Source organism: Cryobacterium sp. TMT1-62 (assembly GCF_004403145.1).
GTDB lineage: Bacteria > Actinomycetota > Actinomycetes > Actinomycetales > Microbacteriaceae > Cryobacterium > Cryobacterium sandaracinum.
On sequence record NZ_SOGZ01000047.1, the window covers coordinates 105,266 to 126,712 of the forward strand.

Here is a 21,447-nt window from a genome sequence, read left to right on the forward strand (position 1 = left end):
CAAGGCGGCATCTCGCGGCGCCGACCACAGTGTACGGCCGTCCGCTGGGGGACCGGCACCCGTCGGCTTAGCCTGCGGGGATGGAGCCTGACCCGGTAATCGCGGCACTCGACCGCCTGGCCCCGAGCGCGCAGGGGCGCGCCCCTGCGCGCGTGCGCATCGGGGTGGGCGCAGCCGTCCTGCTGTTGATATTGGCGTTGGCCACCGCGGTAATCGTGTCCGCGCTCGGTCAGCAGGCCGGGCACCAGGTGGTGTCCCCGGCGCACCCGACCGCGGGTTCGGGTTCCGGTGGAGCCGACAGCGGCCCGGACCCGAGTTCCTCGGGGGTAGCCTCGGCATCCGGTGCCCTCATCTTCGTTCATGTGCTCGGCGCCGTGCGGCGTCCCGGTCTCTTCGAACTCTCCACCGGCGCCCGGGTGATGGATGCCGTGGCCGCCGCCGGCGGGCTGACCGAGACCGCCGATCCGGCCGGCACCAATCTCGCTCGCAAGGTCAGCGACGGCGAGCAGCTCTACCTGCCTCAGCTCGGCGAAGTCCCCGCGGGACCGCCGCCGGGCAGCGGTGCATCCCTCGGCGGCGCATCCGACCCAGGAGGCGGCGGCCCGGCGGTCCTGGTCAACCTCAACACGGCCAGCCTGGCCGACCTCGACACTCTGCCGCGCATCGGCCCGGCCATGGCCCAGCGCATTCTGGACTTCCGCGACGCCAACGGGCCGTTCGCGGCCGTCGAGGACCTGCGCAATGTCACCGGTATCGGTGAGAAGACGTTCGAGGGGCTCAAAGCCCTGATCACCGTGTGAGAGTGGCCGTGAACGGAGGGTGCCTGAAGTCCTGACGCATCGGTGCGGCGAGCGTATCCGGTGCTTGAAAACTGACCGACTGGCGGCAATGGGCGCTGTCGGCGGCCTGCTCGCGGGCTGAAGCGTGTCGTTTTTGACGAGCCGCTCCGTCGCCGCGGACCGGTGGCGAGGTCACCGGGCACGCCTCCACACCCCCGGTCCCGCGTCAACCGGGCACAGATTCCGGTGGCCACCGGGGGGAGCCGCGGGCGCACCTAGCCTCCCGGTATGGATTTTACGCGCGACATCGTAGCTCGCCGCCCGGATCACGGCATGACCGGGCTCGACCTGCGCCTGGTTTTCCCCGCGGCGACCGCCTGGCTGGCGGCCTGGTTGCTCATCGCCTTCCCCGGGTGGGCACCCGGCGCTCAGGCCGCGTTATGGGCCGCCGCACTGGGCGTGGGTCTGGTTGTGGCGCGTCGACTGGTCCGCGCCCGGGGGGTGTCGGCCTGGGGTGTCGGCCTGGTCTGTTGCGCTGCGGCCGCGCTGATGGCATCCGCGGTCACGGTCGCTGCGCCCGGGCGGCTGCCGGAAACCGTGCGGGAGAGCGCCGCCCGGCAGGAGTCAGTGACCGTGCTCCTCACGGTGGCGTCAATCCCGGTGCAGACCCAGTCGTTCGGTGCTCCCGCACTCTTCGGCCCGGCTGGCTCTGACTCCGGAGCGTCCGCCCGGGTGCGCTTCCGCGGCACCCTGACCGGGATCGAGCAGGGCGAGGTCGCCCGGAAGGGTGCTGGGCGGGGTCTGTCGGTTCCGGTGGTCGTGTTCGCGGAGACTGCGAGCGGACAGGCGACCGCGCTTCAGATCGGCAGTGTCGTGCGGCTGGACGCCACCCTTCGGCTCACGGCGGCCGGGGATGCGGCATCCGCCCTGGTGTTTGGGCGTGGTCCGCCCGAGCTCCTCGTGACACCACCCTGGTGGCTCGGCTGGGCCGGGGAACTGCGCACCCTGTTCACGACCGCCGCGGGCGATCTGCCCGGTGACGGCGGTGACCTGCTGCCCGGCTTGGCCATTGGTGACACGAGCTCGGTCGAGTCAGACCTCGACGCGGCCATGAAGACGAGTTCGCTCAGCCACCTCACGGCAGTGTCTGGAGCGAACTGCGCCGTGGTGATCGCGGGCGTCATGCTGCTGACCGGGTTTCTGGGACTGCGCCGCGGCATCCGGATCGCGATCTCGCTCCTCACCCTGCTCGGGTTCGTGGTGCTCGTGACGCCCGAACCCAGTGTGCTGCGTGCCGCTCTGATGGCGACGATCCTGCTGCTCGGGATTGCCTCCGGTCGGCCGGGCCGAGGTGTGCCGTTGCTCGCACTCGTCGTGATCCTACTGCTGGCGGCCGACCCATGGCTGGCCCGCAGTTACGGGTTCGCTTTGTCGGTTCTGGCCACGGCCGGCCTACTCGTGCTGGCCGGGCCGCTGACCCGAATGCTGCATCGGTGGCTGCCCACCTGGCTCGCCGCCGTGATCGCCATCCCGCTGGCCGCGCAGCTGGCCTGTCAGCCGGTGCTCGTTCTGCTCACTCCCACCCTCCCGCTCTACGGGGTGCCCGCGAATCTGCTGGCCGGTCCGGCAGCCCCGGCCGCCACCGTCATCGGTCTGATCGCGTGCATGCTCTTGCCCTGGCTGCCCGGTGTCGCCGGGGGAGTGCTCTACCTGGCCTGGCTGCCGGCCGCCTGGATCGCGGCGATCGCCCGAACATCCGCAGAGCTGCCCGGCAGCCGCCTACCCTGGCTGGGCGGCCCGCTCGGTGTTCTCGTGACCGTTCTACTGACGGTGGCCGCGGTGGCGCTGGTGATGCGGGGCCGGGGGCAGGTTCGGGCGCGCTGGCCGATCGCGGCGATCGCGGTGCTGGTTCTCGCCGCCGGAAGCTACGCGGGCAGCCTGATCGGGGCAGGCGTCGGCCGGGCCGTGGCCTTCCCCGCGGACTGGCAGATCGCGGCCTGCGACATCGGGCAGGGTGATGCGGTCGTCGTGCGCGACCGCGACCGGTACGCGCTCGTCGACGTGGGGCCCGACCCGGCCCTGCTCGCCGACTGCCTCGACACGCTGGGGATCGACCGAATCGACATCCTCGTGCTGACCCACTACGACCTGGACCACATCGGCGGGGTCGCCGCCGTGATCGGCCGCGTCGACACGGCGCTGGTCGGCATCCCGGAGAACGCCGACGATGAGCGACTGCACGATGCCCTTGCCGCGGGCGGTGCCGAACTGCGGGGCGCTGCCCGCGGCGACACGGGCACCCTCGGGGAGCTGCGCTGGGAGATCCTCTGGCCGGTGCGGGGCTCAGCGGTGATGCAGACCGGAAACGAGGGGAGCGTGACGATCGGATTCGACGGTCGCGGCATCCGTTCCCTGTTCCTCGGGGATCTCGGCGAGGAATCCCAGGACGCGCTCAGGCGCAGCTCCAGCTCGGGCGAGGTGGATGTCGTCAAGGTCGCCCACCACGGGTCGGCAGACCAAAGCCCGGAGCTCTATGCCGATCTTCGGGCAACGGTGGGGCTGATTTCGGTAGGCAGGGAGAACGGCTACGGCCATCCCACCGACACGGTTCTGGACATTCTTGCGGCCGCGGGCACACTGCCCCTCCGCACCGACCAGCAGGGACTGCTGGTGATCGCTCCGGGGCCAGGTGGTGGTGCGCTGACCGTCTGGAGCGAGACCGTGCGGAGCGAGACCGTGCCGGACACCGACCCCGGATAGTCTTAATGGATTCCGCACAGCCTCAATCGAAGGAACCCCGAGTGGCCGCACGCACAGCTTCATCCGGCCGGACCGCGCCCCGCGCTGTGCCGAAGTCGGCCGCCATCCCGCAGCTGGCCTGGCACCAGGTGCGGCCGGCGCCGATCATCCTGGTCTCCGGAACCGAAGTGTTCCTGGCCGAACGCGCGATCCGCCAGCTGCGGGACTTCCTCAAACTCGAAGATCCCAGCCTGGAGATCAGCGACGTGCAGGCCGACAGCTATGCGCCCGGCGAACTGCTCACCATGGCCAGCCCGTCCCTCTTCGGCGAACCGCGGCTGATCCGCGTCAGCTCCGTCGAGAAGTGCAGCGACACGTTCCTCGCGGAGGCCCTGGACTACCTGCAGAACCCGGCCGAGGACACCTACGTCGTGCTCCGGCACGGCGGCGGCGTGCGCGGCAAGAAGCTGCTCGACACCATCCGTTCGGGCGTCGGCGGCGCCATCGAGGTCGTCTGCACCGAGCTGAAGAAAGACTCCGACCGGCACGACTTCGCCTCCGCGGAATTCAAGACGGCCGGCAAGCGGGTCACTCCCAGCGCGCTGCGGTCCCTGGTCGCCGCGTTCTCCGGCGATCTGGCCGAACTCTCCGCGGCCTGCCAGCAGCTCATCGCCGATGTCGGCACCGAAGTGACCGAGACGACCGTGGACCGCTACTACGGCGGTAGGGTCGAGGCCAACGCGTTCAAGGTAGCCGATGCCGCCATCGCCGGGCATCAGGGGGAGGCGCTCGTCATCCTGCGCCACGCCCTGTCCTCCGGCGCCGACCCGGTCCCGGTGGTGGCCGCGTTCGCCATGAAGATCCGCACCATGGCGAAGCTCTGCGGGGTGCGCGGCGGCTCGGCCCAGCTTGCCTCCCAGTTCGGCCTCGCCCCCTGGCAGGTCGAGCGGGCCCAACGTGACCTGCGCAGCTGGTCCGACGAGGGTCTCGCCCGCTGCGTCGTGGCGCTGGCCGAAACGGATGCCGCGGTGAAGGGTGCCGAGCGCGACCCCGTCTTCGCTCTCGAGCGGCTCATCGGTGTGATCGCCCGCCGCGGTGAGAGCTGACCAGACCCGGCTTTCGCGCGCCTCCTTACCCTCGACGGTGAGCTCCGCGCCAGGGAGGGGTCGCTCACCGTGGTCCGCGCCGACTGATGTCCGAACTGAGAGGTGTGGGCCTGGGCGGACTCGGCGCGCACGACACGATCAGCGCGGCGAGCGGCAGAGAGGCGACGGCTGCCAGGACCGCCGTCAGGGCGATGCTGCTGCGCCTGACCGGGCCTGGCCGTGATGAATTTCAGGTGACCGGTCCCCGACGGTTCGAGCCTCTGCCCGGACACACGAAAGCCCCCACCGAGATGGCAGGGGCTGTTGTGTACGCCGGTCAGGGCCGGTGAACGATCCTGATCCCGGTCAGGCGCAGACTAGACGAGGGCGTTGACCGACTTGGCGATCGCGGACTTCTTGTTCGCGGCCTGGTTCTGGTGGATGACGCCCTTGCTGACGGCCTTGTCGAGCTTTTTCGAAGCAACGGCGAGGCTGGCAACAGCCTTGTCCTTGTCGCCCGAGGCGATCGCCAGGCGCGTCGCGCGGACAGCGCGCTTGAACTCGCTCTTGACCGACTTGTTGCGCTCCTGGGCCTTTTTGTTGGTGCCGATACGCTTGATCTGCGACTTGATGTTTGCCACGTTTATACGCTTTCGTTAGATTCTTTTTCGGATGGGCCGCTTGGCGGTAGAGGGCGCCGTACGTCAATAATCGTGTGGGGTGGGACCCAACACGCAAGCCAACAGGCAACGATACCAGCTATTCGTTCAGGTCGACAATCGGCCCGGGCCAGTCGATCGCAATCTCCGTGAGGATGCCGCTCAGTACCGCGGCGAAGCGTTCCGGTTGGGCCAGGCTGACGAGGTGCGACGCCCGGGGGACGATCACGAGGCGCCCGTCCCGGCAGGCGGCGAGGAAGCGGCGCTCATGCAGCCGGAACTGATCCAGAGAACCGTTGACCAGCCACACCGGGCCGGGATAGCGAGCCAGGCTGTCCAGCGGGCGGAGGCTGCCGGTGGCGCCGAGCCCGGCATCCATCACCGTCAGCGGCACACCGCCGGCGAGCGTGTCGGCGGCCCCTGCCGATGGGAGGAGCACCCGCACGAGTGTGGTGTGGAGCCACAGTCCCTGGTCGGGCAGTCGGCGGATCAGCCGGGCCAGGCCCCGGTAGGCGTCCAGCAGCCAGCCGGCCGGGAGCGCGCAGCTTCCCGCGGCGACCAGCCCGGCCACCTTCTGCGGGTGGCGCGCGGCGTACTCGATGGCGTAGTAGCCGCCGAGGGAGAGGCCGACCAGCAGCACCCGGCCGCCCAGAGCAGCGACGCCCTCGTCGATGGCGGCCAGGGCGCCCGCCACGGTGAACGTTTCGTCCATGCGGGCGCCGTGCCCCGGCAGATCGATCGCGAGTGCCGGATGCCCGGCCTCGCCCAGCATGGACAGCTGTCGTCGCCACATGGTGCCCGACGTGCGGATCCCGTGCACGAAAAGAACCGGGACGGCGGGTGTCATTCATTCCTCCTGGTGAGCAGCCGCACGAGAGGGTGACGGCGATACCGATGATAGACACCAGGGAGTAGCCGCATCAGATCAGCAGTGACAGCACCCGGTTCGCGGCAATCACTTCTGGCTCTTCCGTGGGTGAGTGCTCGGCCGGGCGCTGCGTCTGTGGCCAACTCAGGACATCCGTCGCACGGGTGGCCGGGCCACCGCGGACCAGTGCGGAACCGGTGCGGATGTCCGGCCTCGCCCGGTCGGATCTCCTGAATTGGCCACACTACCCGCCGAAGAGCCACGGCAGTGGTTCACGGCAGTGGTTCACGGCAGTGGTTCGCTGCGAGCCGCCGGGCGCGGCCATTCCCGCGCGCAAGCCTGGAACGATGCGCGGCAACGGCGAAACCGGGACCCAGCCACCTATGGGAGAATTGTCAGACCATGTCACCGAGACCCCTCACGGCGCTTGAACCGGCCGCCACCCCGCCCGAGTTCATCCGCAATTTCTGCATCATCGCCCACATCGACCACGGCAAGTCCACGTTGGCCGACCGGATGCTGCAGATCACCGGCGTCGTCGATGACCGTTCGATGCGCGCCCAATACCTTGACCGGATGGACATCGAGCGCGAGCGCGGCATCACCATCAAAAGCCAGGCCGTTCGTATGCCGTGGGAACTCGACGGGCAGACCTACGCCCTGAACATGATCGACACCCCCGGCCACGTGGACTTCACCTACGAGGTGTCTCGCAGCCTGGCCGCGTGCGAGGGAGCAATCCTCCTCGTCGACGCCGCCCAGGGGATCGAGGCGCAGACCCTCGCCAACCTCTACCTGGCGCTGGAGAACGACCTCACCATCATCCCGGTGCTGAACAAGATCGACCTGCCGGCTGCCGACCCCGACAAGTACGCGAAGGAGCTCGCCAGCCTGATCGGTGGCAGTCCCGACGACGTGCTCCGGGTTTCCGGCAAGACCGGTGTCGGTGTCGCCGAACTCCTCGACCGCGCCACCCGCCTCATCCCGGCCCCGGTCGGCGACCCGGCCGCCCCGGCCCGCGCGATGATCTTCGACTCGGTCTACGACAGCTACCGTGGCGTCGTCACCTATGTGCGCATGATCGACGGCAAGCTGGGCCCGCGCGAGAAGATCCAGATGATGTCGACCCGTGCCACGCACGAGATCCTCGAGATCGGCGTCACCTCGCCCGAGCCCACCACCAGCAAGGGCCTCGGCGTCGGCGAGGTCGGCTACCTGATCACGGGCGTGAAGGATGTGCGCCAGTCGAAGGTCGGCGACACGGTGACCACCGCGCTCCGCCCCGCCACCGTCGCCCTTCCGGGCTACACCGAGCCGAAGCCCATGGTCTTCTCGGGCCTCTACCCGATCGACGGCAGCGACTACCCGGCCCTCCGGGAGGCCCTCGACAAGCTCAAACTCTCCGACGCGTCCCTCGTGTACGAGCCCGAGACATCCGTCGCCCTCGGTTTCGGTTTCCGCTGTGGTTTCCTCGGGCTGCTGCACCTGGAAATCATCACCGAGCGGCTCGACCGGGAGTTCGGCCTCGACCTGATCACCACGGCGCCCAGTGTGATCTACGAGGTCACCACCGACGACAAGAAGTCTGTCACGGTCACCAATCCGAGCGAGTTCCCGAACGGGAAGATCGCCAAGGTCGAGGAGCCGATCGTGAAGGCGGCCATCCTCGCACCCAAGGACTACGTCGGCGTGATCATGGAACTCTGCCAGAGCCGCCGCGGCACCCTGCTCGGCATGGACTACCTCGGCGAGGACCGGGTCGAGATCCGCTACACGATGCCGCTCGGTGAGATCGTGTTCGACTTCTTCGACAATCTCAAGAGCCGCACCGCCGGCTACGGCTCGCTCGACTACGAACCCATCGGCTCTCAGGAGGCCGACCTGGTCAAGGTCGACATCCTGCTGCAGGGCGAACAGGTCGACGCGTTCAGCGCGATTGTGCACCGCGACAAGGCCTACGACTACGGCGTGCTGATGACGGGAAGGCTGCGCAAGCTCATCCCGCGCCAGCAGTTCGACGTGCCCATCCAGGCCGCGATCGGCGCCCGCATCATCGCCCGCGAGTCCATCAGTGCCATCCGCAAGGATGTTCTCGCCAAGTGCTACGGCGGCGACATCTCCCGCAAGCGCAAGCTGCTGGAGAAGCAGAAGGAGGGCAAGAAGCGCATGAAGATGGTCGGCCGGGTCGAGGTTCCCCAGGAGGCGTTCATCGCCGCCCTGTCCGGTGACGAGCCCCCGAAGAAGAAGTAGACGGATGCGCCGCGCCACCTTCACCGATACCGCCGTCACCTACGCGTCCATCGGCGGCACCCTCGCCCCGGACCTGCTCCGGTTCCCACCCAAGGGCTACCGGCCCCTCGAGCGCACCGTGCGCCTTGGCAGCGGTGAGGAGCGCTTCCAGCTGGCCTCGAAGTCGCTGATGACCTGGGGCGTGCAGCGGGGGAGCGGAATGACCGTCACCGACCTGCTGGACGGCACCGGCCAGCAGTACACGGGACTCGTCTTCGACGCCGACGGCCAGGCCGCCCGCGACCAGAAGCCCGAGCCGGACGAGGCCGTCTTCGCCGAGGACGGCACGCCCTACATCGTCAACGGCATGTCCGCGCACCTCACGAGCAAGTTAGGCCCCTTCACCATCGATGCCCCCGTGCGCGTGGTCTACGTGATCGATGAACCCGACCGCCTCGGCTTCGCGTACGGCACCATGGCCGGGCACCCGGCCAGCGGCGAGGAATCGTTCATCGTCGACAGACGCGAGGACGACTCGGTCTGGCTGACCATCCGCGCCTTCTCCCGCCCCGGCAACTGGTTCTACCGGCTGGGCTGGCCGTTCGTGCGGCGGCAACAGGCCAAAATCACCGCTCGGTACCTACGCGCGCTGCATCCGATCGGCGCGGTCTAACCGCATGGGCAGTGCCCTTCCCCTCGGCGACCCCGCACCCAGCGACGGACTGCTGCCGGCCTCGGCCGCCGTGGGAGCAGCCCAGCGCGATTTCGGCGTCTACCTGCACGTGCCGTTCTGCCGGGTCCGCTGCGGCTACTGCGACTTCAACACCTATACCGCCACCGAGTTGCGGGGCGCTAGCCAGCATGACTACGCCGGCCAGGCGATCACCGAGGTCCAGTCGGCCGGCCGGATCCTGACTCAGTCGGGCGTGCCGGCCCGCCAGGCGGCGACCGTCTTCTTCGGCGGCGGCACCCCCACCCTGCTCCCGGCCGACGACCTGGTGCGGATGCTGGAGGCCGTGCGCTCCACCTGGGGGATCGCACCCGGCGCCGAGGTGACCACCGAGGCGAACCCCGACTCCGTCGACGCCGCTTACCTCGGCCGCCTCGCCGACTCCGGCTTCACCCGGGTGTCCTTCGGCATGCAGTCCGCGGTACCGAGCGTGCTGGCCACCCTCGAGCGCACCCACGACCCCGAGCGCGTGCCGCTTGTGGTCCAGTGGGCGCGCGAGGCCGGCCTCGACGTGTCCCTCGACCTGATCTACGGCACACCGGGGGAGACCCTCGTCGATTGGCGCACCAGCCTCGAGCACGCCATCCGGCAGGCTCCCACCCACGTCAGCGCCTACTCGCTTATCGTCGAGGAGGGCACCAAGCTGGCCCACCAGATCAAGCGCGGCGAACTGGCCCCTGTCGATGACGACGTTCAGGCCGAGTTCTATGAGCTGGCCGACGACCTACTGTCCTCGGCAGGCTACGGCTGGTATGAGGTCAGCAACTGGGCGACGGATGACGCGCACCGCTCGCGCCACAACCTCGCCTACTGGCGCAGCCAGGACTGGTGGGGTGTGGGGCCCGGAGCCCACAGCCACATCGGTGGGGTGCGCTGGTGGAACGTCAAGCATCCGTCGGCCTACGGCGATCGGATTCGCGCCGGCGACTCACCGGCTGCCGGGCGGGAGACCCTCGATGCGGCCACTCAGGAGGTGGAGCGGGTGCTCTTGCTCACCCGAATCCGCGAGGGTATCCCCATCGACTCGCTCAGCCCGCTCAGGCGCCACGAGGTGGCGGGACTCATCGCCGACGAACTCATCGACGCGAAAGCAGCCCTCTTCGGTTCGATCGAACTGACCCTCAGAGGACGCCTCCTGGCGGATGCCGTCGTGCGCCGCCTGCTTGCCGACTGAACTCAGTTCACGAACTTGATCGACAGCGGATACGTGTAGTACTCGCCCCGGTTTGCGGCCAAGGCGGCCATGATGCCGAACACGACCATCAGAACGGAGGCAGCCAGGAGAACGAGGTAGCCGACGAGGATGATCGTCAGGACGCCGCCGACCGCGTAGGCGATCAGGAGCGTGAGCTGGAAGTTCAGTGCGGTCGCGGTGTGTGCCCGGATGAACGGGCCGCGGTCCTTGAGCACGATGTAGCCGATCAGGGCCGGCACGAAATAGAACAGAATGCCGCCGACGTGCACGAGGGTGGCCCACAGTTTTTCGTCGGCCGGGTTCATCGGGGTGGGAGCCTGGTTCGGGTTGGGGGGCGGCGGTGGGGTGGAATTGGTCATTGGTGCTCCTTCTGAAGAAAAACCGAGTGCGCCGGGCTACTTGATCAGGCGCAGGGCGAACGGGTACCGGTAGTGGTTGCCGTCCTTCGCCTGGAGGTAGCCGAGCACCGAGAAGACAACACCGAGGATGTACAGCACCCAGGCGAGACCGCCGATGACGCCGCCGATGCCGAATGTGAGGAAGCCGATAACCGTCGCAAAAAAGTTGATCGCGAAGTAGCCGATCAGAAGCGTGATCTGAAAGTTGAGCGCTTCCTTCGCCTCGACGCTGGTCAGAGGTCCGCGGTCTTTGAAGAGCAGCCACAGCACCAGGGACGGCACGAACATGAGGATCCCGCCCAGATGTGCGAGGGACGCCCATTGGCGGTCATCCGCCTCCGTCAGGGGTGCCGACGGTCCCGGGGCGGCAGGCTGGTAGGGCGGTTGCGGCGGCCGTTGGCCCTGGTACGGATCATCGGGTCCGGGACCAGTGAAATTACTCATGATCATGCCTTTCAGTGCACCGGGGAAGAGGTGCTACATGCCTAAGTTACTGCGCCCCAACATTGGGGAGCAATGGGTAAGCCCAGCCGGTCGCGGTATGATTGGCAGTCACATACCGCGAGTGCCAATCGATGCTGCACTCGCGACGCTGGGAGGAGGCGAGCGCCATGGTGTCCGATCGCAGTCTCGAAGTCCTGCGTGTGATCGTTCAGGACTATGTAGCCTCCCGCGAACCCGTCGGTTCCAAATCTATCGTCGACCGGCATTCCTTCGGGGTCTCGGCGGCCACGATCCGCAACGACATGGCCCTGCTCGAAGAGGAAGAGTTGATCGCGGCTCCGCACACCTCGTCGGGCCGCATCCCCACCGATAAGGGTTACCGCCTGTTCGTCGACCATCTCGCCGATCTGCGCCCGCTCTCGGCGGCGCAGCGCCAAGCCATCGAGACGTTCCTCGGTCAGTCGGCCGACCTTGACGAGGTGCTGGCCCGCAGCGTGCGGCTGCTCTCGCAGCTCACCCATCAGGTCGCCCTGGTGCAGTATCCGTCGCTGTCCCGCGCGAAGGTGCGCCACATCGAACTGGTGCCCCTGTCCGAGACTCGCCTCCTGTCGGTTCTGATCACGGATGCCGGACGGGTCGAGCAACGCGTCGTCGACCTGCCCCGGCCTCTGGCTGAACCCGTTCTGATCGAACTGCGCACCCGGTTGAATTCTGCCCTGGTCGGGCTCGGCATGAGCGAGGCCGCCAGCACCCTAACCGGCAGCTCTCTCACCGCCGGCTCCGGCCTCGGCCCGATCGAGCAGCAGGAGGCGGTGGATCTGATCACCGGCACCCTGCGGGACCAGGTCGGCGCGAACAGGCAGGACCGGCTCGTGATGGCCGGCGCCGCCAACCTCGTGCGCACTGAGGAAGACTTCACCGGCAGCATTTTCCCGGTGCTCGAGGCCATCGAGGAACAGGTCGTGCTTCTGCGGCTGTTCGGCGAGATGGCCTCTGACCAGCACGGCGTGTCCGTCAGTATCGGCCGGGAGAATGCCCCGTTCGGTCTGGCCGAGACATCCGTGCTCACCAGCGGCTACTCCTCGCAGGGCGGCAACCTGGCGCGCCTCGGCGTACTCGGCCCCACTCGGATGGACTACTCGAACAACATGGCGGCTGTCCGTGCGGTCGCCCGCTACCTTTCACGCCTTCTCGGCGAGAATTGACCAGTTCCCCTCGGCCCAGAAGCCGGCGGAACACCACATTTCAGAACAGACCTAGGAGAGCCAGCTTTGGCTGACCATTACGAAGTACTCGGCGTTGCCCGCGACGCCTCGACCGACGAGATCAAGAAGGCCTACCGCAGGCTGGCCCGGCAGCTGCACCCCGACGTGAACCCGGGCGCGGATGCATCCGAGCGCTTCAAATCCGTCACGCACGCCTACGACGTGCTCAGCGACGTCAAGCAACGCGACAACTACGACCGTGGCGGCAACGGCCGCTCGGGCGGCGGCGGAGGCGCCGGTTTCGACGGCAACTTCGGCAACTTCGGCGACATTTTCGAGACCTTCTTCGGCGGCGGGGGACCCAGCCGCGGGCCTCGGTCGCGCCGAGAGCGCGGCCAGGATGCCCTGATTCGGGTCGACCTCGACCTCGATGAGATCATCTTCGGCACGCACCGGGAGCTCGAGGTCGACACGGCCATCATGTGCGCGACCTGCAGCGGCACGTGCTGCCAGCCGGGCACCGCGCCCGTCACCTGCGACATCTGCCACGGCACCGGCACCATCCAGCGCGCCGTGCGGTCGCTGCTCGGCAATGTCATGACGAGCAGCCCCTGCGGTTCCTGCCGCGGCTACGGTACGATCATCGCCACTCCCTGCGTCACCTGCCAGGGCCAGGGCCGCGTGCGAGCGCGTCGCACGGTCCCCGTCGACATCCCGGCGGGGGTCGACACGGGCCTGCGCCTGCAGATGCCCGGCAGCGGCGAGGCTGGTCCGGCCGGCGGTCCCAACGGCGACCTCTACCTTGAGATGAAGGTGCGCCACCACGACGTGTTCAGCCGTGACGGCGACGACCTGCTCTGCACCCTCGAGGTGCCGATGACGGATGCCATTCTCGGCAGATCCGCGACCGTCAAGGCGCTCGACGGCGACATCGAGGTCGAGCTCAGGCCGGGCACGCAGAGCGCCGAGATCATCACGGTCAAGGACCGCGGCGTAACCCGTCTGCGCGGGAACGGACGCGGCGACCTGAAGGTCGGCGTGCACGTGGTCACGCCGACCCGTCTCGACCACAAGGAGCGGGAGCTGATCGAGGCCTTTGCGGCCCGCCACAAGGCGCCGGTTCCTGCCCTCAGCGCCTTTCAGCAGGGACTTTTCGCCAAGCTGCGCGATCGGTTTCGCGGCTAGGCGTCGATGGCACACTTCTTCATCGATGAGGCGCTCCACGCCGCCGATTGCGTGCCGGGGGCGGTCGTCGGCATCGGCGGCGCCGAGGCCCGGCACGCGGTCACCGTCAGCCGGGTGCGCCCGGGCGAGCGCCTGCAGATCGGGAACGGGGCCGGGCTCATGCTCGCCGCCACCGTCGTTAACGCAGATGCGAGGCTGCTGACCCTGCGCGTCGAGACGGTGACCGTGACCGCGCTGCTGACGCCGCGCATCCGTCTGGTCCAGGCTCTCGCCAAGGGAGACCGGGACGAATTGGCTGTGCAGGCGGCCACGGAGCTCGGCATCGACGGGGTGATCCCGTGGGCCGCATCCCGCTCCGTGACGCGCTGGGAGGGAGCCAAAATCAAGAAGGGCCGGGATCGCTGGTCCAGCATCGTGCGCGAGGCCTCGAAACAGTCGATTCGCGCGTGGCTGCCCACGGTCGGGGCACTGGCGAGCACCAAAATGCTCGCCGAGCTGGCCGGCACCACCCGGATGCTACTGCTGGAGCCCACCGCGAGCGAACGGCTGACCTCGCAGGCGGCGCCGACCGACGACCGGGATATCCTGCTCGTCGTCGGACCCGAGGGCGGCATCTCCCCGGCCGAGCTGACCCTGCTCGAGCAGGCAGGCGCCACCCGGGTGCGCCTGGGCGACAATGTGCTGCGCACCTCCACCGCCGGCCCGGCCGCCCTCTCCATCCTGAACGTGACGCTCGGCCGCTGGTAGCGCGTGAGCTTAAGATAGAGATATGTCTTCCACCGGCCAAGAACCGTCCATCTTCACTCGCATCGCCGCGCGCGAGGTCCCGGCGACCATCGTCGCCGAAACCGAACGGATCATCGCCTTCACCGACATCGCCCCGCAGGCGCCCGTGCATGTCGTCATCACGCCGAAAACATCCGAGTACAGCAACGTGGTCGAGCTCGCGGCCGGAGACCCCGGGCTGCTGACCGAACTCATCGAGGTGGCGGATGCTGTGGCGGCCCGGCTGTCCAACGGCCAGTTCCGGCTCGTGTTCAATACCGGCGCCAGCGTCGGGCAGACCGTTTTCCACGTCCACGCTCACCTGCTCGCCCCGCAGGCCGCCGGCGGAACCCTCGGGGAGGGAACGCTTGGTTTCCGGTGAGCCCGGGCCGGGCCAGGCCGAGGTGCACATCACGGTCGACGGCATTGCCATGGTGCGCCTGCTCGGCGCCGACGACCGTCTGCTCGCCGCCGTCGAGAAGGAACACCCCGGCGTCAGCGTGCACGTGCGCGGCAACGAGGTCACCCTGATCGGTGAGACCGAGCACGTCGAGGCGGCGCGTCGCCTGATCGAGGAGCTCCTGCTCATGGTGCGCGGCGGGCGTGACCTCGCCGAGTCCGAGGTGAGCACCTCCTCACGGATGCTCGACACGGACAGTTCCACGAGCCCTTCCGAACGTCTGGGCCCGGCTATCCTCAGCTCCCGCGGCAAGAGCATCCGCCCCAAGACCATCGGGCAGAAGGAATACGTGGACGCCATCGACACCGACACCATCGTGTTCGGGATCGGGCCGGCCGGAACCGGCAAGACCTACCTGGCAATGGCCAAGGCCGTGCAGGCGCTGCAGCGCAAGGAGGTCGAACGGATCATCCTCACCCGCCCGGCCGTCGAGGCCGGGGAACGACTCGGCTTCCTGCCGGGCAGCCTCACCGAGAAGATCGACCCGTACCTGCGCCCCCTGTACGACGCCCTGAACGAGATGATGGACCCGGAACTCGTGCCCAAACTGCTCGCAGCCGGAACCATCGAGGTGGCCCCGCTCGCCTATATGCGCGGCCGCACGCTCAACTCCTCCTTTGTCGTGCTCGATGAGGCGCAGAACACCACTGCCGAACAGATGAAGATGTTCCTCACCCGGTTGGGGTTCGGCTCGAAAATGGTCGTGACCGGGGACATCACTCAGATTGACCTTCCGGCGGGCTCGAGCGGGCTGCGCTTGGTGAGCCGGGTGCTCGACGGGGTCGACGACATCCGTTTCGTGCGTCTGAGCAGTGCCGACGTCGTGCGGCACTCCCTGGTCGGCCGGATCGTCGACGCCTGGACCGCATACGACGCGCAGAAGCAGGCCGAGCGCTACGAAAGCGATCAGGCGCGGGAATTCGCAGGTCGCGGACCCGGCCGCCCCAACTCTCCCCGCGACCGCCTTCCGAAACGGAGATCCTCTTGAGCATCGAAATCAACAACGAATCGACTATCCCGGTCGATGAGGCCGCCATCCTGCGTCTGGCCGCCTACGCTCTGGACTCCATGCACGTGCACTCTGACGCCGAACTGGCGATCGTCCTCGTCGACGAGGGTGCGATGGAGCAGCTGCACGTGCAATGGATGGATGAGCCGGGCCCCACCGACGTGCTCAGCTTCCCGATGGACGAATTGCGCCCGGGCACCGAAGACGCCGAGACCCCGCCGGGGCTGCTCGGCGATATCGTGCTCTGCCCGCAGGTGGCCCAGGGCCAGGCCGAGACAGCCGGGCACAGCGCCCTCGAGGAACTCCTGCTGCTCACCACGCACGGCGTGCTGCACCTGCTCGGATTCGACCATGTGGAACCCGCCGAGGAGAAGGAAATGTTCGGCATCCAGCGAGACATCCTGATCGGCTTCGCCCTGCAGGAACGCCTCCGCGACCGATGATCGGGTGGTTTCTCACGGCGGCCATCCTGTTGGTCGCCTTCGGCGGCCTGATGGCCGCGGTGGACTCCGCCGTCACGAGCCAATCCCGGGCCGACATTCTTGACCTGGCCGAGAAGTCCCGTGCCAAGCGCTCCCTGACGGCGATCGCCGCCGACACCGGGGCGCACCTGAACACGATCAGTTTTGTACGGATCATCGCCGAGACCACGGCGGCCGTGCTGGTGACCCTCGTCTTCGCGACCACGATCGAGGAGCTGTGGCTGGCACTGCTACTGTCCTCCCTGCTGATGACCGCGGTCTCCTTCGTGCTCGTCGGCGCCAGCCCGCGCAGCGTGGGCCGGGCCCACCCCGTGGAGTTGCTCTCCGCGACCGCCCCGCTGGTGCACTTCCTCCGGGTGCTCCTCGGCCCCATCGCCAACGCGCTTGTCGCCCTCGGCAACCGGGTCACCCCCGGGCGCACCCGGCTGGCCACGTTCACGTCGGAGGTCCAGCTGCTCAGCATGGTCGACGAGGCCACCGAGCTCGACGTCCTCGAGGAGGACGACCGGGAACTGATCCACTCGATCTTCGAGTTCAACGAGACCGTCGTGCGCGAGGTGATGATTCCGCGCACCGACATGGTCACCATCGAAGCGGACTCATCGATCGGCGCGGCGATGGGCCTGTTCCTGAGTAAGGGCTTCTCCCGGGTGCCGGTCATCGACGGCGAAGTGGATGACGTCACGGGCATCCTGTACCTGCGCGATGTGGCCCGGCTCGTCTACGAGCGGCCGCCGAACGCGGAGAGCCTCACGGTGCGGGAGCTCGAGCGACCGGCCGTCTTCGTGCCCGAGTCGAAGAAAGCCGACGCGCTGCTCCGCCAGATGCAGCTCGAGTCAAACCACCTCGCGATGGTTGTCGACGAGTATGGTGGCATCGCCGGACTGGTTACCCTTGAAGACCTGATCGAGGAACTCGTGGGAGACATCTCCGACGAGTACGACCGCGACGTTGTGGAGGTCGAGGTACTCGGCGACGGTCGCTTCCGGGTGAGCGCGCGGCTTCCGGTCGACGAGCTCGGTGAACTGTTCGACCTGGAACTGGACGACGACGAGGTGGATTCGGTGGGTGGCCTGCTGGCCAAGGCCCTCGGGCGCTTGCCGGTGGCGGGCTCGGTCGCCAGGGCGAGCGGGTTGGTGCTCACCGCCGAACGCACCGAAGGCCGCCGCAAACGGATCAGCACCGTGCTGGTTGAACGAGACCAAGCGCTGATAGACGCGCAGAACGCATTCCTCGGAGTGTCGGACGATGAGAGAGTGAATGGTCATGACTGAAGTAGAAGGATTCCGAGCGGGGTTCGTGTCGTTCGTGGGACGCCCCAACGTGGGCAAATCCACGCTGACGAACGCGCTGGTCGGGGAGAAGGTCGCGATCACGTCGTCGAAGCCGCAGACCACCCGGCGCGCCATCCGCGGCATCGTGCACCAGAAGAACGGTCAGCTGATTCTGGTCGACACCCCGGGTATCCACAAGCCGCGCACCCTGCTGGGCGAACGACTGAACAGCCTCGTGCAGTCGACGCTGTCCGGCGTGGACGTGGTGGGCCTCTGCATTCCGGCCAACGAGCCGATCGGCCCGGGCGACCGGTTCATCAACGAGCAGCTGGACAACTTTCCGCGGGCCCGCAAGGTGGCCATCGTGACCAAGATCGACATGTCCTCCAAAACCAGTGTCGCCAACCAGCTCCTCGCCGTGTCACAGCTGCGTGACTGGGAGGCGATCGTGCCGATCTCGGCGACCAGCCGCATCCAGCTCGATATCCTCAGCGCAGAGCTGCTGCGCCTGCTGCCCTTGTCGGATGCCCCGCTCTACCCGGCCGACGCGGTCACCGACGAGAGCCTCGAGTCGCGCATCTCGGAGTACATCCGGGAGGCGGCGCTCGAGGGCGTCACCGACGAGCTGCCGCACTCGATCGCCGTGACCATTGACGACATCATCGAACGCGACGACCAGGAACTGGTCGAGATCTACGCGAACCTGTTCGTCGAGCGCGACAGCCAGAAGGGCATCATCATCGGCAAATCCGGCAGCCGGTTGAAGGATGTTGGTGTGCGCGCCCGCAAACAGATCGAACCGCTGGTGGGAAAGCGGGTCTTCCTCTCGCTCCGGGTCAAGGTCGCCAAGGAGTGGCAGCGCGACCCGAAGCAGCTGGGCCGCCTCGGTTTCTAGCCGGCACTCCGCCTGCACCCCGAACCGCCAGCACCCCGAACGAATTCGACGGAGTTTTTGCCTGTATCGGCCTCGGACAGCCGGAAACCGGCCATTTCCCGAAATTATCCGTCGAATTCGTTCAACGCCGGATGCGATCGGGTGGCGTGACCCGATCCGCTGCCGAGGGTGCTGCCGAGGGTGGTAGCCTGCTCTTATGTTTTTCGGTGAGCTGCTTCTTCGCTGCCGCGACGAGTCCTAATCTGAGGCCTCCCTCGTCGCGGAGTTCGTCGTTGGCTACCCACCATTCGCGAGGAGATCCCAGATCATGAAAAACAATCAGACCGCATCCCGGATGCCGATTCACAAGTATCGCCCGTATCAGGAGCAGTTCACGATCGAGCTGCCCGACCGCACCTGGCCGGACAAGCACATCACCGCGGCCCCGCGCTGGTGCGCCGTCGACCTGCGGGATGGCAACCAGGCGCTGATCGATCCGATGAGCCCCGAGCGCAAGCGCATCATGTTCGACATGCTCGTGCGGATGGGCTACAAGGAGATCGAGGTCGGCTTCCCGTCGGCCAGCCAGACCGACTTCGACTTCGTGCGCAGCCTGATCGACGGAAATGCCATTCCAGACGACGTGACCATCCAGGTGCTCACCCAGGCGCGCGAGCACCTGATCCGGCGCACCTACGAGTCGATCGCGGGCGCCAGGCAGGCCATCGTCCACCTCTACAACTCCACCAGCGTGCTGCAGCGCAAGGTCGTGTTCCGCGAAGACAAGCAGGGCATCATCGACATCGCGTTGGCCGGCGCGCGTCTCTGCCGCGCCGCCGAGGCATCCGTCCCCGGCACCACGGTCTACTACGAGTACTCCCCGGAGAGCTACACCGGTACCGAGCTGGGATTCGCCGTCGACGTCTGCAACCAGGTGCTGGAGGTCCTCGAGCCCACGCCGGAGCGCAAGGTCATCATCAACCTGCCCGCGACCGTCGAGATGGCCACACCCAACGTCTACGCCGACTCCATCGAGTGGATGTCCCGCCACCTCGCCCACCGCGAGAACGTGCTCATCTCCCTGCACCCGCACAACGACCGCGGCACAGCCATCGCGGCCGCGGAATTGGGCTACCTGGCCGGGGCCGACCGCATCGAAGGCTGCCTGTTCGGCAACGGGGAGCGCACGGGCAACGTCGACCTGGTGGCGTTGGGCGTCAACCTGTTCACCCAGGGTATCGACCCGCAGATCGACTTCAGCAACATCGACGAGGTCAAGCGCACCGCGGAGTACTGCAACCAGCTGCCTGTGCCCGAGCGCAGCCCCTGGGCCGGCGACCTGGTCTTCACCGCGTTCAGCGGCTCGCACCAGGACGCCATCAAGAAGGGCTTCGAGGCCATGGCAGTGGATGCCGCCACGCAGGACTGCGGCGTCGACGACCTGCTCTGGGCGGTCCCATACCTGCCGATCGACCCGAAGGACCTCGGACGCAGCTACGAAGCCGTGATCCGGGTCAACTCCCAGTCCGGCAAGGGCGGCGTGGCCTACCTGCTCAAGACCGACCACGCCCTGGACCTGCCGCGCAAGCTGCAGATCGAATTCTCCGGCGTCGTGCAGTCCAAGACCGACCAGGAGGGCGGCGAGGTCACCAGTGAGCAGATCTGGGAGATCTTCAACGACGAGTACCTGCCGGCCAGCCACACCACGCCCGACGCCAAGTGGGGTCGGTTCGAGCTGCACGCCACGCGCACCTCGAGCGACCTCTCCGGTTCGGTCGAACTGTCCGTTGACCTGCGCGACGACACGACCGTGTCCAGCGCGGTCGGCGCGGGCAACGGCCCGATCGCGGCGTTCCTCGGCGTGATGGCCGAACGCGGCATCGCCATCACCCTCTACGACTTCGTCGAGCACGCCATGTCGGCAGGCGGCGACGCCCTCGCCGCGGCCTACGTCGAACTCGACGTCAACGGCACGCGGTTCTGGGGCGTCGGCATCGACGCGGACATCTCGACCGCCTCGCTCAAGTCGGTGGTGTCGGCGGTCAACCGCGGCATCCGCGCCGAGGCCGGCAAGCGGTCTCTGGCGGACGCGACCGCCTGACCCCGGGTAGCCTCAGCCGGCACGTGAACTCAGCCGGCGCGTGAGCAGAAAATCGTCAGCCCGGCCGAGTGCCTTCCCCGGGGGAGGCGCTCGGCCGGAGCGATGGTTCTCGGCTGCGTGCTGTCAGTCCGGCTCTAGACCCGCGCCGTGTCCTTCGTCTTCGCCCGGTGCGTCGGAGCGACGTGAGTCGGGTCGGCAGTCGCCCTGGCCGGTCGTGCCTTGGGCGCAGGGGTCAGCACCATCGTGCAGTCGTCGATCGCGCCGGCGAGCAGGTCGTAGAGCTGGCCGTCCGGGTCGGGAACGCACGCTTCCGCGATGCCCTGCACGGACACCCGGATGATGGTCTCCGCCGTGCGGTCCGTGAACTTGCTCCGAGACCAGGATCCCATCGAGGCGATGAAGTCTCGCGCCCACCGTTCGGTCGCCGGTGCCGCGTCAAACGAATTGCGGATGCGCAGGGCGACGTCGTCGGGAATGGTGCCGTTGGCCTCGGTCAGGTACCGTTCGCAGTTGAGGATCCCCACGGCAAGGGCCCGTTGGTGGTCTGCACTCGTGACCGGGAGCGCGGATGTGGCCGCCCGCAGAGCGATCAGCAGGCGCACCCGTGCGTTGTCCCCGCGCAGACCGATCACCGACGGGATCAGCGGGGCCAGCCGGGCCCGGGCGGTGTCCGACGTGCAGTCGTTCACCATCCGAGCGACGGAGGCGAGTAACGGATGAGTGCAGGCAGGGTGGTCACTCCAGGCCACTCCGGCGAGATAGGAGGCGAACTCCATGAAACAGGCGCCGGAACGTGGGTTTCTGTGCTTGCCTCGGGACAGGACCGGCATCAAATCCGGCATCGAATCGGGCACGTTGCCCTTCATCATGTTCATGAGGTTCCTCCAAACGACGTGAGATCTTCTTACCAGTCTGACCCGGGACGCAATGAAAGGCGAGAGCGGAATCCGTCGTTTGTGGACCAGT

At 67.7% G+C, this 21,447-nt stretch carries 20 protein-coding genes; 15 read left to right on the plus strand and 5 right to left on the minus strand.

What is annotated here, in order from left to right; genetic code table 11:
• Nucleotides 1-80 precede the first annotated feature (80 nt).
• The 3 genes from E3T34_RS14265 (at nucleotide 81) to holA (ending at nucleotide 4,624) form a co-directional block, all read left to right on the plus strand.
• On the plus strand, nucleotides 81-800 hold the full coding sequence (locus tag E3T34_RS14265) for a helix-hairpin-helix domain-containing protein (RefSeq protein ID WP_134343367.1): 720 nt from the start codon (nucleotides 81-83) through the stop codon (nucleotides 798-800).
• 267 nt (nucleotides 801-1,067) lie between these two features.
• Nucleotides 1,068-3,539 carry a ComEC/Rec2 family competence protein gene (locus E3T34_RS14270; protein ID WP_134343368.1) on the plus strand — a complete coding sequence of 824 codons (2,472 nt, stop codon included), beginning with the start codon at nucleotides 1,068-1,070 and terminating at the stop codon, nucleotides 3,537-3,539.
• A gap of 41 nt (nucleotides 3,540-3,580) precedes the next feature.
• A complete protein-coding gene (holA, locus tag E3T34_RS14275) occupies nucleotides 3,581-4,624 on the plus strand; it encodes a DNA polymerase III subunit delta (protein WP_233191251.1) in 1,044 nt (347 codons plus the stop codon).
• 356 nt (nucleotides 4,625-4,980) lie between these two features.
• Here the strand turns inward: holA and rpsT are convergent, their stop codons facing one another.
• Together rpsT and E3T34_RS14285 are read right to left on the minus strand one after the other, a co-directional pair.
• On the minus strand, nucleotides 4,981-5,244 hold the full coding sequence (gene rpsT / locus E3T34_RS14280) for a 30S ribosomal protein S20 (RefSeq protein ID WP_104100003.1): 264 nt from the start codon (nucleotides 5,242-5,244) through the stop codon (nucleotides 4,981-4,983).
• A 118-nt stretch (nucleotides 5,245-5,362) separates the two neighbouring features.
• Nucleotides 5,363-6,109: an alpha/beta fold hydrolase gene (locus tag E3T34_RS14285; RefSeq protein ID WP_134343369.1), complete on the minus strand. Its 747-nt coding sequence runs from the start codon at nucleotides 6,107-6,109 to the stop codon at nucleotides 5,363-5,365.
• 423 nt (nucleotides 6,110-6,532) lie between these two features.
• Here E3T34_RS14285 and lepA point away from each other — a divergent pair, with 423 nt between their 5' ends.
• From lepA to hemW, 3 genes are read left to right on the plus strand one after another with little or no spacing between them, the layout of a single operon-like run.
• Entirely contained in the window at nucleotides 6,533-8,380 is a 1,848-nt protein-coding gene (gene lepA, locus E3T34_RS14290; RefSeq protein ID WP_104100001.1) for a translation elongation factor 4, read from the plus strand.
• 4 nt (nucleotides 8,381-8,384) lie between these two features.
• Nucleotides 8,385-9,032, plus strand: a complete 648-nt coding sequence (locus E3T34_RS14295; protein WP_104100000.1) for a DUF1990 family protein — start codon at nucleotides 8,385-8,387, stop codon at nucleotides 9,030-9,032.
• Between the two features lie 4 nt (nucleotides 9,033-9,036).
• Complete coding sequence (gene hemW, locus E3T34_RS14300) at nucleotides 9,037-10,263, plus strand: radical SAM family heme chaperone HemW (protein WP_134343370.1); 1,227 nt, start codon at nucleotides 9,037-9,039, stop codon at nucleotides 10,261-10,263.
• 2 nt (nucleotides 10,264-10,265) lie between these two features.
• Here the strand turns inward: hemW and E3T34_RS14305 are convergent, their stop codons facing one another.
• Both E3T34_RS14305 and E3T34_RS14310 read right to left on the minus strand, forming a co-directional pair.
• Nucleotides 10,266-10,643 carry a DUF4870 domain-containing protein gene (locus tag E3T34_RS14305; RefSeq protein ID WP_241977423.1) on the minus strand — a complete coding sequence of 126 codons (378 nt, stop codon included), beginning with the start codon at nucleotides 10,641-10,643 and terminating at the stop codon, nucleotides 10,266-10,268.
• Nucleotides 10,644-10,679: 36 nt separating this feature from the next.
• Nucleotides 10,680-11,126, minus strand: a complete 447-nt coding sequence (locus tag E3T34_RS14310; protein WP_104169704.1) for a DUF4870 domain-containing protein — start codon at nucleotides 11,124-11,126, stop codon at nucleotides 10,680-10,682.
• A 167-nt stretch (nucleotides 11,127-11,293) separates the two neighbouring features.
• Between E3T34_RS14310 and hrcA the strand changes: the two genes are divergently transcribed.
• From hrcA to leuA, 9 genes are all read left to right on the plus strand, one after another.
• Nucleotides 11,294-12,331, plus strand: a complete 1,038-nt coding sequence (gene hrcA, locus E3T34_RS14315; RefSeq protein ID WP_104099998.1) for a heat-inducible transcriptional repressor HrcA — start codon at nucleotides 11,294-11,296, stop codon at nucleotides 12,329-12,331.
• A 66-nt stretch (nucleotides 12,332-12,397) separates the two neighbouring features.
• Complete coding sequence (gene dnaJ, locus E3T34_RS14320; RefSeq protein WP_134343371.1) at nucleotides 12,398-13,516, plus strand: molecular chaperone DnaJ; 1,119 nt, start codon at nucleotides 12,398-12,400, stop codon at nucleotides 13,514-13,516.
• Between the two features lie 6 nt (nucleotides 13,517-13,522).
• Nucleotides 13,523-14,263 carry a 16S rRNA (uracil(1498)-N(3))-methyltransferase gene (locus E3T34_RS14325; protein WP_134343372.1) on the plus strand — a complete coding sequence of 247 codons (741 nt, stop codon included), beginning with the start codon at nucleotides 13,523-13,525 and terminating at the stop codon, nucleotides 14,261-14,263.
• A gap of 22 nt (nucleotides 14,264-14,285) precedes the next feature.
• Nucleotides 14,286-14,663, plus strand: coding sequence for an HIT domain-containing protein (locus tag E3T34_RS14330; protein WP_104099995.1), 378 nt, complete (start codon nucleotides 14,286-14,288; stop codon nucleotides 14,661-14,663).
• 49 nt (nucleotides 14,664-14,712) lie between these two features.
• Complete coding sequence (locus tag E3T34_RS14335) at nucleotides 14,713-15,729, plus strand: PhoH family protein (RefSeq protein ID WP_134343403.1); 1,017 nt, start codon at nucleotides 14,713-14,715, stop codon at nucleotides 15,727-15,729.
• Nucleotides 15,726-16,193, plus strand: a complete 468-nt coding sequence (gene ybeY, locus E3T34_RS14340) for an rRNA maturation RNase YbeY (protein WP_104099994.1) — start codon at nucleotides 15,726-15,728, stop codon at nucleotides 16,191-16,193. Before E3T34_RS14335 ends, ybeY begins: the two co-directional genes overlap by 4 nt.
• Nucleotides 16,190-17,506 carry a hemolysin family protein gene (locus tag E3T34_RS14345; RefSeq protein ID WP_134343373.1) on the plus strand — a complete coding sequence of 439 codons (1,317 nt, stop codon included), beginning with the start codon at nucleotides 16,190-16,192 and terminating at the stop codon, nucleotides 17,504-17,506. The genes ybeY and E3T34_RS14345 overlap by 4 nt, the downstream gene beginning before the upstream one ends.
• Nucleotides 17,499-18,401 carry a GTPase Era gene (era, locus tag E3T34_RS14350; protein ID WP_104099992.1) on the plus strand — a complete coding sequence of 301 codons (903 nt, stop codon included), beginning with the start codon at nucleotides 17,499-17,501 and terminating at the stop codon, nucleotides 18,399-18,401. The genes E3T34_RS14345 and era overlap by 8 nt, the downstream gene beginning before the upstream one ends.
• Before the next feature lie 307 nt (nucleotides 18,402-18,708).
• Nucleotides 18,709-20,481 (plus strand): 2-isopropylmalate synthase, encoded by a 1,773-nt coding sequence (gene leuA, locus E3T34_RS14355; RefSeq protein WP_134343374.1) that lies wholly within the window; start codon nucleotides 18,709-18,711, stop codon nucleotides 20,479-20,481.
• A 134-nt stretch (nucleotides 20,482-20,615) separates the two neighbouring features.
• Here leuA and E3T34_RS14360 read toward each other — a convergent pair whose 3' ends face one another.
• Nucleotides 20,616-21,356, minus strand: coding sequence for a hypothetical protein (locus E3T34_RS14360; protein ID WP_174843143.1), 741 nt, complete (start codon nucleotides 21,354-21,356; stop codon nucleotides 20,616-20,618).
• Between the last annotated feature and the right edge of the window lie 91 nt (nucleotides 21,357-21,447).

Coding starts and splice junctions, on each gene's coding strand:
- E3T34_RS14265 (WP_134343367.1), top strand. CDS start 81: ATGGAGCCTGACCCGGTAATCGCGGCACTCGACCGCCTGGCCCCGAGC.
- E3T34_RS14270 (WP_134343368.1), top strand. CDS start 1,068: ATGGATTTTACGCGCGACATCGTAGCTCGCCGCCCGGATCACGGCATG.
- E3T34_RS14305 (WP_241977423.1), bottom strand. CDS start 10,643: ATGACCAATTCCACCCCACCGCCGCCCCCCAACCCGAACCAGGCTCCC.
- E3T34_RS14310 (WP_104169704.1), bottom strand. CDS start 11,126: ATGAGTAATTTCACTGGTCCCGGACCCGATGATCCGTACCAGGGCCAA.
- leuA (WP_134343374.1), top strand. CDS start 18,709: ATGAAAAACAATCAGACCGCATCCCGGATGCCGATTCACAAGTATCGC.
- E3T34_RS14360 (WP_174843143.1), bottom strand. CDS start 21,356: ATGAACATGATGAAGGGCAACGTGCCCGATTCGATGCCGGATTTGATG.
- E3T34_RS14345 (WP_134343373.1), top strand. CDS start 16,190: ATGATCGGGTGGTTTCTCACGGCGGCCATCCTGTTGGTCGCCTTCGGC.
- E3T34_RS14325 (WP_134343372.1), top strand. CDS start 13,523: ATGGCACACTTCTTCATCGATGAGGCGCTCCACGCCGCCGATTGCGTG.
- E3T34_RS14295 (WP_104100000.1), top strand. CDS start 8,385: ATGCGCCGCGCCACCTTCACCGATACCGCCGTCACCTACGCGTCCATC.
- E3T34_RS14335 (WP_134343403.1), top strand. CDS start 14,713: ATGGTGCGCCTGCTCGGCGCCGACGACCGTCTGCTCGCCGCCGTCGAG.
- lepA (WP_104100001.1), top strand. CDS start 6,533: ATGTCACCGAGACCCCTCACGGCGCTTGAACCGGCCGCCACCCCGCCC.
- era (WP_104099992.1), top strand. CDS start 17,499: ATGACTGAAGTAGAAGGATTCCGAGCGGGGTTCGTGTCGTTCGTGGGA.
- hemW (WP_134343370.1), top strand. CDS start 9,037: ATGGGCAGTGCCCTTCCCCTCGGCGACCCCGCACCCAGCGACGGACTG.
- E3T34_RS14285 (WP_134343369.1), bottom strand. CDS start 6,109: ATGACACCCGCCGTCCCGGTTCTTTTCGTGCACGGGATCCGCACGTCG.
- E3T34_RS14330 (WP_104099995.1), top strand. CDS start 14,286: ATGTCTTCCACCGGCCAAGAACCGTCCATCTTCACTCGCATCGCCGCG.
- hrcA (WP_104099998.1), top strand. CDS start 11,294: ATGGTGTCCGATCGCAGTCTCGAAGTCCTGCGTGTGATCGTTCAGGAC.